At 41.6% G+C, this 14426-nt stretch carries 13 protein-coding genes; 8 read left to right on the forward strand and 5 right to left on the reverse strand.

Annotation, left to right across the window (positions count from 1 at the left end):
- The first annotated feature begins 11 nt into the window (after window positions 1–11).
- The 5 genes from LX92_RS08185 (at window position 12) to LX92_RS08205 (ending at window position 5039) form a co-directional block, all read left to right on the forward strand.
- Entirely contained in the window at window positions 12–911 is a 900-nt protein-coding gene (locus tag LX92_RS08185; RefSeq protein WP_109649816.1) for a nucleotide-binding protein, read from the forward strand.
- A complete protein-coding gene (locus LX92_RS08190) occupies window positions 883–1770 on the forward strand; it encodes an ATP-binding protein (protein ID WP_109649817.1) in 888 nt (295 codons plus the stop codon). Before LX92_RS08185 ends, LX92_RS08190 begins: the two co-directional genes overlap by 29 nt.
- A 49-nt stretch (window positions 1771–1819) precedes the next feature.
- Window positions 1820–2437 carry a GTP cyclohydrolase II gene (ribA, locus tag LX92_RS08195; RefSeq protein WP_109649818.1) on the forward strand — a complete coding sequence of 206 codons (618 nt, stop codon included), beginning with the start codon at window positions 1820–1822 and terminating at the stop codon, window positions 2435–2437.
- Between the two features lie 49 nt (window positions 2438–2486).
- Window positions 2487–3269 (forward strand): MBL fold metallo-hydrolase, encoded by a 783-nt coding sequence (locus LX92_RS08200; protein WP_109649819.1) that lies wholly within the window; start codon window positions 2487–2489, stop codon window positions 3267–3269.
- A gap of 81 nt (window positions 3270–3350) precedes the next feature.
- On the forward strand, window positions 3351–5039 hold the full coding sequence (locus LX92_RS08205; protein WP_109649820.1) for an FAD-dependent oxidoreductase: 1689 nt from the start codon (window positions 3351–3353) through the stop codon (window positions 5037–5039).
- A 140-nt stretch (window positions 5040–5179) separates the two neighbouring features.
- Here LX92_RS08205 and LX92_RS08210 read toward each other — a convergent pair whose 3' ends face one another.
- From LX92_RS08210 to LX92_RS08230, 5 genes are all read right to left on the reverse strand, one after another.
- Window positions 5180–5455, reverse strand: coding sequence for a DUF3817 domain-containing protein (locus tag LX92_RS08210; RefSeq protein WP_109649821.1), 276 nt, complete (start codon window positions 5453–5455; stop codon window positions 5180–5182).
- Between the two features lie 147 nt (window positions 5456–5602).
- Window positions 5603–6994, reverse strand: a complete 1392-nt coding sequence (gene lpdA, locus LX92_RS08215; RefSeq protein ID WP_109649822.1) for a dihydrolipoyl dehydrogenase — start codon at window positions 6992–6994, stop codon at window positions 5603–5605.
- Between the two features lie 159 nt (window positions 6995–7153).
- The gene (locus tag LX92_RS08220; RefSeq protein ID WP_109649823.1) at window positions 7154–7681 is read right to left on the reverse strand and encodes a DUF1572 family protein; all 528 of its coding nucleotides are present in this window, start codon (window positions 7679–7681) and stop codon (window positions 7154–7156) included.
- Window positions 7682–7703: 22 nt separating this feature from the next.
- Entirely contained in the window at window positions 7704–8210 is a 507-nt protein-coding gene (gene msrB, locus LX92_RS08225; protein WP_109649824.1) for a peptide-methionine (R)-S-oxide reductase MsrB, read from the reverse strand.
- 161 nt (window positions 8211–8371) lie between these two features.
- On the reverse strand, window positions 8372–8950 hold the full coding sequence (locus LX92_RS08230) for a collagen-like protein (RefSeq protein ID WP_109649825.1): 579 nt from the start codon (window positions 8948–8950) through the stop codon (window positions 8372–8374).
- A 179-nt stretch (window positions 8951–9129) separates the two neighbouring features.
- On the opposite strand from LX92_RS08230, the gene glgB reads away from it, so the two are divergent.
- The 3 genes from glgB (at window position 9130) to LX92_RS08245 (ending at window position 14372) form a co-directional block, all read left to right on the forward strand.
- Window positions 9130–11025, forward strand: a complete 1896-nt coding sequence (gene glgB / locus LX92_RS08235; RefSeq protein ID WP_109649826.1) for a 1,4-alpha-glucan branching protein GlgB — start codon at window positions 9130–9132, stop codon at window positions 11023–11025.
- Window positions 11026–11124: 99 nt separating this feature from the next.
- Window positions 11125–13524: a glycoside hydrolase family 31 protein gene (locus tag LX92_RS08240; protein ID WP_109649827.1), complete on the forward strand. Its 2400-nt coding sequence runs from the start codon at window positions 11125–11127 to the stop codon at window positions 13522–13524.
- Window positions 13525–13562: 38 nt separating this feature from the next.
- Window positions 13563–14372, forward strand: a complete 810-nt coding sequence (locus LX92_RS08245; RefSeq protein ID WP_109649828.1) for a M48 family metallopeptidase — start codon at window positions 13563–13565, stop codon at window positions 14370–14372.
- The last annotated feature ends 54 nt before the right edge of the window (window positions 14373–14426 follow it).

Below are 14426 nucleotides of genomic sequence, written 5' to 3' on the forward strand. Positions count from 1 at the left end.
GCATTTAAAGTATGTCCTATAAAATTGCCATAGCAAGTGGTAAAGGTGGTACCGGTAAAACAACGGTCTCCGTAAATCTTTTTAAGGGCTTCAATGAGCTTCGTGGAAAAAAGGTGCAACTGGTGGATTGTGATGTTGAGGAGCCCAATGATGCCATATTCTTCTGTGATGCAGAAGTTGTTGATGTACAGGAAGTATCGCAAATGGTTCCTGTTATTGATAGTGAAAAATGTACTTTTTGCAGAAAGTGTGTGGAGTACTGTGAGTTTAATGCAATCGTGGTCTTACCTCCAGTTCCTTTTGCTGAGATAAACCCTAGTTTGTGTCATTCATGCGGAGCCTGTTCAGTAGCTTGTGAAGATGGGGCCATTACAGAGCACCCTAAACCCATCGGTACGTTGAATTTTTACAAAACCGATGAAAATAATGGGTTGGTAGAAGGTAGATTGGAGATAGGTTCTACGATGCAGACCATGCTCATCCGCGAACTCAAGAAAGCCATTCCCGGAATAAACGATATCATAATCTATGACGCCCCTCCAGGTACCAGTTGTCCAGTGGTAGAGACCATTCATGATGTCAATTATTTGATATTGGTTGCCGAGCCCACTTTGTTCGGTCTGCACGACTTAAAACTAATGGTTGCCTTGGTTAGGGAATTGGGCTTGGAATTCGGTGTTGTAATTAATAAAGTAGGGTTGGGAGACAATGCTATTTATGATTATTTGGATAAGGAATGCATTGAAGTATTGGGGGAAATACCCTTTGATAAGGCATATGCAAGTCTCTATGCGGTAGGGGAAATAACAGGGGTTATTCCGGATGCTATACACCAAAGCTATACGGAAATACTCGACGTACTGAATCAGAAAATAACGCATCATGAAGGAAATAACCGTATTAAGTGGTAAAGGGGGTACCGGTAAAACTTCAATTACCGCGGCTCTAGCCTCCGTGGCAGGAAAGGCCGTTTTTTGCGATAATGATGTGGATGCGGCGGACCTACATTTGATTTTTCAGCCAGATATACAGGAAGTATTTCCTTTTAGTAGTGGTACTAAGGCCTCGATCAATTCCATGGAATGTACAAATTGTGGTATTTGTATGGATCATTGTCGTTTTGATGCCATTGATTATAACAATGAGGGTACATTGGTCATCGATCCTTATCAATGTGAAGGGTGTAGACTTTGCGAACGGGTATGTCCAGAGCAAGCCATAAGTGCATTGGAAAATACTAACAATCAGTGGTTTGTGTCCACTTCCCGCTTTGGCGATTTTGTGCATGCCGAGATGGGCCCAGGGGAAGAGAATTCAGGAAAACTGGTAAGCCAGATACGAAAAAAAGCTATGGAAATAGCTAAAAGTACCCAATCGGAATACATTATCAATGATGGCCCTCCGGGGATTGGCTGTGCCACCATTTCCTCAATTTCGGGGAGCAATGCCGTACTTGTTATTATAGAACCCACGATATCGGGATTTAATGATGCCCAACGGTTGGTGGCATTGATTCGGCTTTTCAATATCCCCACCTATGCCGTTATCAACAAATATGATATTAACCTGACCATGACCAAGAACATAGAGGAATATCTGATTCTTGAAAATATTGACCTGTTGGCCAAGATTCCTTTCGATGTTGAGATGGTAAAATCAATGACCTTGGGAAAAACCATTATTGAGTACAATCCGGCTTCAATAATATCGGGACAGATACAGGAGATTTGGAATAAGGTTAAAGTAAGTCAAGAGGTTGTGCCTCAATAAGTACGATTGTTGGGGTTAAACAAAAAGAAATGGAACAAAAAGGGAATGGATGAGCGCTGATAATATAAAGATCGAACAAGGTGAAAGAGTGGGACTCCCTACGAAATATGGTTATTTTGAAATCATCCCTTTTTTGGAAATAGATAGTAATGAGGAGCATATCGCATTGGTGAAAGGTGATTTCACCCCCAATGAAGCGATACTGACCCGCATACATTCCGCCTGTGCCACAGGGGATTTGTTCGGTTCGTTGCGATGTGATTGTGGAGAACAGTTGGAAATGTCCCTTCAACGCATTGAAGCGGAAGGAAAAGGGCTTTTGGTTTATCTGCAACAAGAAGGTAGGGGCATCGGGCTAATGAATAAAATCAAGGCTTACAAGCTACAACAAGAGGGGTATGACACCGTAGATGCCAATATACATTTGGGCTTTAAGCCCGATGAGCGGAACTATACCATAGGGGCTGAGATTCTGAAAGCACTTGGGGTTTGTAACGTGCGGCTAATGACCAATAATCCCGATAAGATATCCGGAATGGAATTGGCCGGAATTACGGTGGAAGAACGTATTCCACTGGAAATAAAGCAAAATAAATTTAATGTGGATTACTTAACGACCAAGCAGGGGAGAATGAACCATCTTTTAAACCATTTGAAACATAGTTAAGTTGCCACGTTTGTGAAATTGGTTAGGGCATAACAAAATAATAGGGAATATGAAACTCACCGTCTTGACAGAGAATGTTGCCGGACCCGGTTTTTTGGCTGAACACGGACTGTCTTATTTAATTGAGGTTAAAGGGGAAACCATTTTATTCGATACCGGGAGTAGCGATGTTTTTTTAAAAAACGGGAAACGACTAGGTATTGATGTCGATAAGGTGGTCAATACGATTGTCCTTAGTCATGGGCATTGGGACCATGGTAACGGACTTCGGTTTATCGGTAATAAGACATTGATAACCCATCCCGATTCCTTTATGAAACGATATCGAAAAAAAGACCATTCCGCGATAGGGTTACAATTATCCAAGGAAGAACTGTCAGAAAAGTTCAAGGTCATCACTTCCAAAAAACCATATAAGATAAATGAACATATCATATTTCTAGGGGAAATACCGCGACTGACCGATTTTGAGGCTAAAACGTCCGAACATATCAATGAGGAAGGAGCACTTGATTTTGTTCCTGATGATTCAGCTTTGGCCATAGTAGAGGATGATGTGTTGCATGTAGTGACGGGTTGTTCCCATGCGGGCATATGCAACATAGTCAATTATGCAATCCAAGTAACAGGGGTCCATAATGTAAAAACCGTAATTGGTGGTTTTCATTTAAAGAAAGACAACAAGCAGACAGAAGAGGCCATTCGGTGTTTTAAGGAGTTGCATATCCAAAGTGTTTTTCCCTCCCACTGTACAGAACTACCAGCCTTAGTGGCATTTTCCAAGGGTTTCCCAATTTCCCAGCTTAAGACAGGTATGGTTTTGACACTATAGGACAAGGAAGGTGATCCATTGAGGAAAAATAAATTGAAAGGAGCGTATTTAAACAGAATGTGAACATAATAGGTTGATCTAATGAGTAAAAAAATAATTGTGATAGGTGGTTCCGCCGCGGGGCCAAAAGCGGCAGCAAAGGCTCGCCGCATGGATGAATTTGCCGAAATAACCATGTTTCAAAAAGGCCCGGACCTCTCTATGGCCTCATGTGGTTTCCCATATTTCATAGGAGGTTTTTTTGATGACCGAAATAAACTCCTTTGCACACCGGCAGGAGCGGTTCGTGATCCTAAATTCTATTGGAATGCCAAAGGTATTGTAGCCAAAGTGAACACGGAGGTCACCCGAATAGATAGGCAACATAAAAAAGTTGAATTCACGGATTTGATGACGGGCAAAAAAGGGAGTCAATCCTATGACAAGTTGATTATTTCCACGGGGGCAACTGCCAATATGCCTCCAATACCCGGCTCGGATTTGGACGGTATCACCAACCTGCAATCCATGCAAGATGCTGACTATTTGAGAAAAATAAGGGATGAAGGCAAAATTAAAAAAGCGGTTGTTATTGGGGGTGGCCTCATCGGCATTGAAACCCTTGAAGCGCTTCATTTGGCGGGAATTGAGTTGACCATGGTTGAGCTTTTACCACAATTATTGACTTTCCTGGATTGGAAAATGGCCAAACTTGTCCAGAATTACCTAAAAACCAAAGCCAATGTTATCACCAAAAATGGAGTAGCCGAATTCAAAGGGGAAAACGGAAAAATTACGGGTGTAAAACTTCAAAATGGAACTGAAATTCCCTGTGAATTGGCAGTGGTCGCCATTGGGGTTCGCCCAAATATTGGACTTGCCAAAGAAGCGCTCCTCGATATTGGCAGCCTTGGGGGTATTACCGTGAACGAATACATGCAAACCTCGGATCCCGATATATATGCGGTGGGGGATTGTTGTGAAATAAAGAATATCATTACGGGTAAGAATGTCCTTGCGCCGTATGGTGACTTGGCCAACCTTGAAGGACGTGTCGCAGGGGAAAATGTGATCAAGGGGAATGTAGCCTCCTTTCCAGGTACGATTCAAACCGGTATATGCAAATTGTTCGATTACGGAATCGGTATTACGGGTTTATCGGAAACCAAGGCAAAGGAAGCTGGTTTCGATTTTGTGAAAGTAATCAATGCGAGTCCGGATAAACCGGGATTTATGGATGGTAAAATGCTTATTACCAAACTTATTGCGGAAAAGGAATCAGGGAAGATCTTAGGGGCACAATGCATTGGCCCCGGTGATGTAAGTAAGCAATTGGCCATTTGGGCGACAGCCATAAAAGGGAATTTAAACGTTGAGGATATGGTAAATGCCGATCTTCCTTATGCACCGCCATTTTCTTTGGCCATTGACCATAGTATAGCCTCTGCCCATATTTTACAGAATAAGATGAATGGTGTTTTTGAGGGAATTTCCGGGGTCGATTTAATGGAGAAATTAAATAATAATGAGGATATATTCTTATTGGATGTACGTGGTCCGGATGAATATGAACAAACACGCCTAGGTTTGGGGGAGACCCTTATACCTTTGGGGACATTGAGAATGCGACTCGATGAAATGCCCCAAGATAAAAATATGGAGATCATCACGTATTGTAAAATATCCTTGAGGGGGTATGAGGCAGCTGTTCTATTAAAGGCCCATGGATATACGAAGGTAAAAGTGTTGGAAGGCGGAATTACGGCTTGGCCTTTTGATAAGGAAAAATAATAGTGGTTGTTTGTTAAGGAGTGGATGGTTTACGGGTTTATAACTCTTGGCCATCCACTTTTTCTTTAGTAAAATGGCAACTGTAATTGCTTTAAAGGCAAGTCTTACGTAAACGCACTATGGGAAAGGGAACTATTTCCTTACTCCCTCAGGTATTTTTTGTCAATATAAAATGTGGCAAAGGGTAGGAGTGAAGCCGCGAAAAGAACAATCAATCTTTTTAAACCCCATTTTTGCGACTGTGTCAATACCACAGCCAGAATAATATAGGCAATGAATAAGAAGCCATGGGCATATCCTATGTATTTGTTGGGTTCCCCAAGTCCTGCCAAGTATTTCAAAGGCATGCTTATAGCGAATAGGGACAAGTATGAAATGCCCTCTAAAATGGCAGTATATCTGAAGGTTTTTAGCATAGCTTAGTTGATATCCAATTGGATTTTTTGCTGGTTTTGAAATCTTAAAACCAACGTTTCCCAAATGATTTGAAGTTATCGGTACCTTCTCTGAAAAAATACGGAATCACTACCCAAATCATTTGGGGCTTACGTTAGTGGTTGGTCTTATAGATGGATAACTTCATCATAGGCATCGGCAACAGCTTCCATAACCGCCTCACTCATAGTGGGGTGAGGGTGTACGGCTTTAAGGATTTCGTGACCTGTGGTTTCCAGTTTACGGGCCACAACAGCCTCTGCGATCATATCGGTTACGCCGGCACCAATCATATGGCAACCCAACCATTCCCCATATTTGGCATCGAAGATTACCTTAACGAATCCATCTGAATTACCGGATGCTTTTGCTTTTCCACTTGCGGAAAAAGGAAATTTACCAACTTTTATTTCGTGACCGGCATCTATGGCCTGTTGTTCGGTAAGACCAACGGAGGCTATCTCCGGTGTACAATAGGTACAACCTGGTATATTGCCATAATCCAATGGTTCAACATGCATTCCGGCAATTTTTTCAACACAAAGTATACCTTCTGCCGAGGCAACATGCGCCAAGGCTTGTCCTGGGGTTACATCCCCAATGGCGTAATAACCCGGTATATTGGTTTGGTAGTAATCGTTCACCAAGATCTTATCGCGATCGGTAGCAATACCAACATCCTCAAGACCGATATTTTCGATATTTGTTTTGATACCTACTGCGGAAAGTACGATATCGGCTTCTAATACTTCTTCCCCTTTGGCGGTCTTAACTGTCGCTTTTACTCCCTCACCGGAAGTGTCCACTCCAGTAACCTCTGCGGAGGTTTTTATTTTGACACCGATTTTCTTAAAGCTACGTTCCAATTGTTTTGAAACATCGATATCCTCAACAGGAACAATTTTAGGTAGATATTCGACTACGGTTACCTCTGTACCCATAGCATTATAGAAATATGCGAATTCGATACCAATGGCACCACTACCCACAACAATCATTTTCTTGGGTTGTTTCTCTAAGGTCATAGCCTCTCTATACCCAATGATTTTTTTACCATCCTGGGGCAAACTTGGCAATTCCCTACTACGGGCTCCGGTCGCAATCACAATATGATCGGCGCTATATTCGGTTTCCTTGCCTTCGGCATCCTTTACGGAAACTTTCTTACCGGGTTTAAGGGTACCGTATCCATTGATAACCTCAATCTTGTTTTTTTTCATCAAAAACTGAACCCCTTTGCTCATGCCCTCGGCAACATTGCGACTTCTTTTGACTACGGCATTGAAATCCTTGTCAACACCTTCAGCGGAAAGTCCGTAATCACCGGCATGCTGCAAGTATTCAAAAACCTGGGCCGATTTCAATAATGCTTTTGTAGGTATACAACCCCAATTTAAACAAATACCACCTAATTTTTCCTTTTCGATAATTGCGGTTTTCAATCCAAGTTGTGAGGCACGTATCGCAGTAACATATCCTCCTGGGCCACTCCCCAAAACAATAACATCAAAATTGCTCATATTTATAGTCTTTGATTTTTTTAATTAGAGGCTTGCCTGCCGACAAGCAGGTGCAAAAATACAAAACCAAATCGAGGTATTTAAAAATTGCATTTTAAAATAACAAATTGAAATGGGATTGGTAAATCGGTAAATAAGTAAAGATTTGGGTCAAAGCGACTAACGGTTGAATTTCTCCTTGTTATAGGTTTCGGATTGGCCTTTGGGAATCGATAGGGATATCCATTCCTGACCCTTGATCATCTTACCCAGATACACGATTTGTCCAACATGTGCGGCGTAATGGGTCATTTGACGATTTATGGCCTCTATCAATGAATGTTCCTCATTCCTGATTTTTATTTGTTCATGAAAATTTGTGGCATTAATGGTGCCCAAAGTGTTGAACAGGCATTGCCAGGCATTTTCCCATGAAGCGATCATTGCTTCCTTTGAGGTAAAGGGATCTTCGAATTCTTGATCCCTATCCCGCCATGGTTTTTCACCATCCTCAGTAAAAATGTTGGTCCACCTACTCAATAGGTTTCCGGAAATATGTTTAACGATTTGCGAAACACTGTTATCGTCGTCATTGTATTTCCATAGAATTTCATCGTTGGTCAGTTGGAAAAAGGTCTTATCACCCATTTGTTTGTACTTGTGAAATTCAAAACGTACGCTCTTTAGATAATGATCAATAAACTCCATACCAAACATAATTATACTTTAACTACCGATCGCTTGAAGGGATGAACTTGAGTGCCGCCCCATTGACACAATGTCTTAGCCCTGTGGTCTGTTGTGGCCCATCATTAAAAACGTGGCCTAAGTGCCCTCCACAGACGGCACAATGTTCCTCTGTGCGTTTATGGCCAATTTTGTAATCGACATCGAAGGCGACATTACCTTTGATTTCGCGGTCAAAACTGGGCCAACCCGAACCGGAATCATATTTGTGCTCACTTTTAAAAAGTTGGGTATTGCATGCGGCACAGACATAAACGCCCTTCTTTTTGTTCTCTAAAAAGGCACTGGTACCTGCGGGTTCGGTACCTGCCTTTCGCAATACATAATACTGTAGGTCCGAAAGTTGCTTCCGCCATTCCGCATCACTTTTGGTCACTTGGTAAGTGGGTTCCCCTGGAGTATTGGGTTCCTGGGTACTCGGATTATCCTGGGAATTCCCTTTGCACCCCATAAGGACGAGGCATAATGCAAAAAACATTTTCTTGATCATCTATTCTTTTTTGTTTTAGGTCGATGAAAGGCGACCATCCTTTCAAATATAAGGAAATGGAAGGTATAAAAGCATTAAGGCTTTGTTAATGGGGCTTTAGGATTCAGGAATAAAAAAACCTGCTTTATTGGAGCAGGTTTTTGTCGAGATACTATTTTCCGTTAATTAATGCTAATCTCTTTTATCTCCTTATCTGAAATCTGAAGGGAGTTCATTACAGCTCCAAAGTTTGACTTATCCACATCGGAACCATCCAAAAATACACTCGGAACGATAACGATTCTAAAAAACTGATTATCGGTAAAATCCTGGTTTAAAGTAGCTAAATTAAAATCACCATCGATAAATAGTTCCATATCAACAAAAGTGTGTGCCGCAGTGTATTGAATTATTCCTTCTGGCAAAAAGAAGTTTTGGGGTATCAAACTCCATGCATCGGCATCGCTTCCATCTTGAAAATCGACAATGCCATCGAACCTGTAGACCAAAACAGCATCTGATTCAAATATTTCGAAATCAGTATAATCCGAAAAAGTTAAAAGGCTTGAATATAAGTTCGCATCTGGGTCATATTCAAAATCCACCCCATCAATCTGTAAAACCTGGCCCTGGATTCCATCCTCGCCGTCCAATCCGTCATATCCATCAAGTCCATCATACCCAGGAGGGCCTTGGGGACCTTCGCAAGCAACAATAAATAGTGTTAAAAGGGCTCCAAGTACTAAGCTAAATTTTTTCATAAATTCTGGTTTTAATTGTTTGTTTCAATAGTCTTATTGTTATTTCTTCAAAAAGTGTTCCATTTTTCTATTTCTTCTTATTTTTATATTTACGAATCAATGGTGGTTCAAAGTAAATACTTTAATCCCACGCACTTTATACAAAGTTGATTAGCTTTGTATTAAAATATAACCTGGTTATGTCTAAAGTTATTGTACATTCTCTTTTTTCTGATTTTGATATTGATCTTTTCAAATCGGGTAAGCATTTTAAACTGTATGAGAAATTGGGGTCGCACCCAATGGAATTGGACGGGGTACAAGGTACCTATTTTGCTGTTTGGGCACCAACGGCCAATTCTGTTTCCGTGGTAGGGGATTTCAATAATTGGAGGGATTTGGAACATCCGCTTAACGTGCGCTGGGATGGAAGTGGTATCTGGGAAGGATTCATTCCCGGAATCGGATCTGGGACCCTCTATAAGTATAATATACATTCCAATAATTTTGGAATAGTCACCGAAAAGGCGGATCCTTTCGCTAAGTATTGTGAGCATCCTCCAAAAACGGCCTCCGTGGTCTGGGATGGGGATTATACATGGAAAGATGAAAAATGGATGGATGTCCGAGGGGATAAAAATTCATTGGACAAACCTTATTCGGTCTATGAAGTGCATTTAGGTTCTTGGAAACGCAAAGAAAACAATGATTTTCTGACGTATAGCGAACTGGCTGAGGATTTGGTCAAATACGTTAAGGAGATGGGCTTTACCCATGTGGAGTTCATGCCAATCATGGAGTTTCCATTCGACCCTTCCTGGGGCTACCAATTAACGGGCTATTTTGCCCCTACATCACGTTTTGGGAATCCAGAGGAATTTAAATTTTTAGTCGATAAATTGCATCAGGCCGGTGTCGGGGTAATCCTCGATTGGGTACCTTCCCACTTTCCGGAAGATGCCCACGGACTTGGATTTTTCGATGGATCCCATTTATATGAACACCCCGATCGAAGAAGAGGATATCACCCCGATTGGAAGAGCCTTATTTTTAATTATGGGAGAAATGAGGTACGGGCGTTCTTAATCAGTAATGCATTGTTTTGGTTAGATCAATACCATGTTGATGGCTTGCGGGTAGATGCTGTGGCTTCGATGCTCTATTTGGACTATTCTAGGGAAGAAGGGGAGTGGGAACCTAATATCTATGGTAATAACGAGAACCTCGAGGCGATTTCCTTTATTCGCGAATTGAACGAGACTGTTTATGGGAATTTCCCCGATGTACAGACCATTGCAGAGGAATCCACTTCATTCGCCATGGTTTCCAAACCTGTGAATATTGGTGGATTGGGCTTTGGAATGAAATGGATGATGGGTTGGATGCACGATACCTTGGAGTATTTTAAGAAAGAACCTATTTACAGAAAGCACCACCAGAATGACTTAACCTTCAGTATGACCTATGCCTTTACGGAAAACTTTATGCTACCGTTTTCGCATGATGAGGTTGTCTATGGTAAGCAATCACTTTTGTATAAAATGCCTGGTGATGAATGGCAGAAATTTGCCAATCTACGGTTGTTGTATAGCTATATGTTTACCCATCCGGGTACGAATCTGATTTTCCAGGGAGGGGAATTCGCCCAATCCTCGGAATGGAACTATAACCAAAGTTTGGACTGGCATTTGACCCAGTACGAATTTCATGCCGGTATTCAGGAATTGATCAAGGACCTCAATAAAATATACAAATCATACCCTGCCTTATATGAAAAGCAATTTAGTCAGGAAGGGTTCCAATGGATCGATTATGGTGACGCGGCAAATTCGGTTTTGACCTATATTAGAAAAGGTCATAAACAGGAAGACGATTTGATTGTTGCGGCAAACTTCACCCCGGTTCCAAGGGAAAAGTATCGTATAGGTGTTCCTAAAAGTGGCACGCTGAAACAAGTCTTCAATAGTGATGCCAAAAAGTATGGAGGGTCTGGCTCTAGGAAATCTTCAGTGAAAACAGAAAAAAAATCATGGCATGGTTTTGATGATTCCATCGAAATTACAATTCCCCCATTGGGAATCGTTATTTTTCAATAAACCTATTAATTATATCGCATTTGTTGGCAATTGGACGCTTTACATTTCTTAATTCCAGGGTAATGTGCGTATTTTGCCATGCTTTTAAATTAATCATATATGATAACTAATACAGAACTGGAGTATAAGGGAAACCTTTATCCCAATCAAATAGTGGATTTTAAACAGGATGTAGATAAGTTCTATTTCACTACCGAAAATGGGGTTATCTTACAGATTACTGTTTTACGTAATAGTGCTTTACGTTTTAGATATGCCACAGAGAATGTATTTGAACCTGATTTTTCCTATGCCATAAGTGAAGATGCGAATAGAGGGTATGGTAGTTTGGATGTAGAGGAAAAAGAGGACTATTATCTGATTTTGACTTCAAAACTTCGGGTGTTGGTCGATAAATCGACATTGCGTATCCAGATTTCAGATACCGAAGGAAATATCATCAATGAGGATGAACTTGGTTTTCATTGGGAAGAAAACTATGAATATGGTGGCAATACGGTGAAAATGAGTAAGATCACCCAAAATGCGGAAAGTTATTTCGGTATGGGTGACAAGGCAACGCATTCCAACCTCAAAGGAAAAAGGGTCAATAATTGGTGTATGGATCAATATGCCTACGGTAAGGATCAAGATCCATTATATAAGGCCATACCATTCTATATGGGGCTACATAAGAATCAGGCCTATGGTATTTTCTTTGACAATACCTTTAGGACCTATTTTGATTTTGCCCATGAACGAAGAAATGTTACCAGCTTTTGGGCTGATGGTGGCGAAATGAACTACTACTTTTTCTATGGGCCGGAAATGTCCAAAGTAGTAAAAGCGTATACGAACTTAACCGGTACACCGGAATTGCCACCGATGTGGGCTATGGGATACCATCAATCGAAATGGAGTTATTTCCCGGAAAGTAATGTAAAGGAATTGGCCAGTAAGTTCCGGGAATTGAGAATACCCTGTGATGCATTGTACCTTGATATTGATTACATGGACGGATTTCGCTGTTTCACTTGGGACAAGAAGAAATTCCCCGATCCCAAACGAATGATTTCTGAATTGAATGAGGACGGTTTTAAGACTGTCGTCATGATTGATCCAGGTATTAAAATAGATAAGGACTATTGGATATTCCAGGAGGCCATGGAGAAGGATTACTTCTGCAAACGGGGTGATGGTCCTTATATGAAAGGTAAGGTTTGGCCTGGCGAATGCCACTTTCCCGATTTCACCAATCCAGAAGTTCGCGAATGGTGGGCAGAACTCTATAAAGAGTTTATGTCGGAATTGGGCGTTCATGCGGTTTGGAACGATATGAATGAACCTGCTGTCATGGAAGTGCCTACAAAAACGGCACCTTTGGATACTAGGCATAATTACGACGGGCACCCGTGTACCCATCGTAAGGCGCACAATATATACGGAATGCAAATGGTTCGGGCCACCTATGAGGGAATCAAGAAATACGTGTATCCCAAAAGACCTTTTGTGATTACAAGGGCAGCCTATGCCGGCACACAACGCTATTCATCTACATGGACAGGGGATAATGTGGCGACTTGGGAACATTTATGGTTGGCCAATGTTCAGGTACAACGGATGTGTATGAGCGGAATGTCGTTCGTTGGTTCCGATATCGGCGGATTTGCAGAACAACCCAATGGGGAGCTTTTTGCCCGATGGATCCAATTAGGGGTTTTCCATCCTTTCTGCCGGGTACATTCAAGTGGTGACCACGGCGATCAAGAGCCTTGGTCCTTTGATACCGATGTAACCGATATTGTACGTAAGTTCATAGAACTACGGTATCAACATCTTCCCTATATCTATACCATGTTCTGGAAATATTCAAAATTTGGGGAGCCCATGTTGAAGCCTTTGGTCTATTTCGACCAAGAAGACCCACAAACGCATTTCAGGACCGATGAATTCATTTTTGGCGATCATATATTGGTTTGCCCGGTACAGGAACCAAACGCCCAAGGAAGGCGTATGTATATCCCAAGGGGAAAATGGTACAATTATTGGGATAATACAATCGTGAAAGGAGGGAAAGAGCAATGGGTAGATGCTGATATCGATATTATGCCCCTATTCGTCAAGGAAGGTTCCATAATTCCTAAGTTCCCGGTACAGCAGTATGTTGGGGAGTTGGTCATTGAGGAATTGGATTTGGATGTGTACTATAAACTGGGAACAGAGAGTTCAACAGTATATGAGGATGATCAGGATGGTTATGATTACAATAAAGGAAATTTCAGCCTAAGGAACTTCAAATTGAATGGAAAGGCAAATAGCCTTGCCATACAACAGTTTAAGGATGGGGCATTCACTACCTCTTATGATACTTTCCGAATCAACTTGCATGGATTGCCCTTTGCAATCGAATCGGTAGAGGTGGATAATGAGGAGGTTTTGTTGAAGGATGTAAAACCCAATGGGGATGACGTCATTCGAATTGGTAAGGATTTCACACAAGTAATCATCAAAGGGAAATAATTTTTTTGTATTTTAACTATACTAAACACTATAATAAAATGAAAAAATTTCTATTGGTCATTGCCATATTTATGGGGGTGGCGGCTTGTAAGGTTAATCCCTTTACAGGTAAAAAGGTGCTTAATTTCTATCCCAACAGTCAAATATTTCCAACGGCTTTTGCCCAGTATGATCAGTTTTTGACTGAGAATAAGGTTATCGAGGATACACCCGATGCGCGAATGATCACCAAAGTCGGCCAGCGGATTTCCTCTGCAGCGGAAAGATGGTTGTCTGCCAATGGTTATCCGGGATATTTGAACGATTATAAGTGGGAATATAACCTGGTTGACGACAAGACGGTAAATGCTTGGTGTATGCCCGGTGGTAAGATTGTTTTTTATACGGGTATATTGCCCATTGCCCAATCAGAAAGGGGAATCGCAGTGATTATGGGACATGAGGTCGCCCATGCCTTGGCTGATCACGGTGCACAACGAATGAGTGCAGGTACCTTACAACAATTAGGTGCCGTTGCCGGAAATGTGGCCATTCAGGATGAACAGAAAAGAAATATGTTCAATCAGGCCTACGGGTTGGGTTCTTCAGTCGGATTAATGCTTCCTTTCAGTAGAAGTCATGAGACCGAAGCAGATAGAATTGGTCTTCAGATCATGGCCATTGCGGGCTATGATCCAGCGGAAGCTGCTGAATTATGGAAAAGAATGAAAGCCAATAGTGATGGTCAGGCCCCACCGGAGTTTCTAAGTACACACCCTTCGAATGATACCAGAATCGCCAATTTAACAGAATGGGCCCCTGCAGCGAAACAAGAGGCCAGGAAGTTCGGCGTTACTTCTTTTGAGTAATCCGTTCAAGGTTTTGGGTAATAATTGTATATTGAAAGCTGTTCTGTAATAGAG

The organism is Maribacter polysiphoniae, from assembly GCF_003148665.1.
Classification (GTDB): Bacteria; Bacteroidota; Bacteroidia; order Flavobacteriales; family Flavobacteriaceae; genus Maribacter_A; species Maribacter_A polysiphoniae.

Bases quoted from the DNA above. Each gene is read 5' to 3' on its own strand.
- LX92_RS08185 (WP_109649816.1), top strand. From the start codon at position 12: ATGTCCTATAAAATTGCCATAGCAAGTGGTAAAGGTGGTACCGGTAAA.
- LX92_RS08190 (WP_109649817.1), top strand. From the start codon at position 883: ATGAAGGAAATAACCGTATTAAGTGGTAAAGGGGGTACCGGTAAAACT.
- ribA (WP_109649818.1), top strand. From the start codon at position 1,820: ATGAGCGCTGATAATATAAAGATCGAACAAGGTGAAAGAGTGGGACTC.
- LX92_RS08200 (WP_109649819.1), top strand. From the start codon at position 2,487: ATGAAACTCACCGTCTTGACAGAGAATGTTGCCGGACCCGGTTTTTTG.
- LX92_RS08205 (WP_109649820.1), top strand. From the start codon at position 3,351: ATGAGTAAAAAAATAATTGTGATAGGTGGTTCCGCCGCGGGGCCAAAA.
- LX92_RS08210 (WP_109649821.1), bottom strand. From the start codon at position 5,455: ATGCTAAAAACCTTCAGATATACTGCCATTTTAGAGGGCATTTCATAC.
- lpdA (WP_109649822.1), bottom strand. From the start codon at position 6,994: ATGAGCAATTTTGATGTTATTGTTTTGGGGAGTGGCCCAGGAGGATAT.
- LX92_RS08220 (WP_109649823.1), bottom strand. From the start codon at position 7,681: ATGGAGTTTATTGATCATTATCTAAAGAGCGTACGTTTTGAATTTCAC.
- msrB (WP_109649824.1), bottom strand. From the start codon at position 8,210: ATGATCAAGAAAATGTTTTTTGCATTATGCCTCGTCCTTATGGGGTGC.
- LX92_RS08230 (WP_109649825.1), bottom strand. From the start codon at position 8,950: ATGAAAAAATTTAGCTTAGTACTTGGAGCCCTTTTAACACTATTTATT.
- glgB (WP_109649826.1), top strand. From the start codon at position 9,130: ATGTCTAAAGTTATTGTACATTCTCTTTTTTCTGATTTTGATATTGAT.
- LX92_RS08240 (WP_109649827.1), top strand. From the start codon at position 11,125: ATGATAACTAATACAGAACTGGAGTATAAGGGAAACCTTTATCCCAAT.
- LX92_RS08245 (WP_109649828.1), top strand. From the start codon at position 13,563: ATGAAAAAATTTCTATTGGTCATTGCCATATTTATGGGGGTGGCGGCT.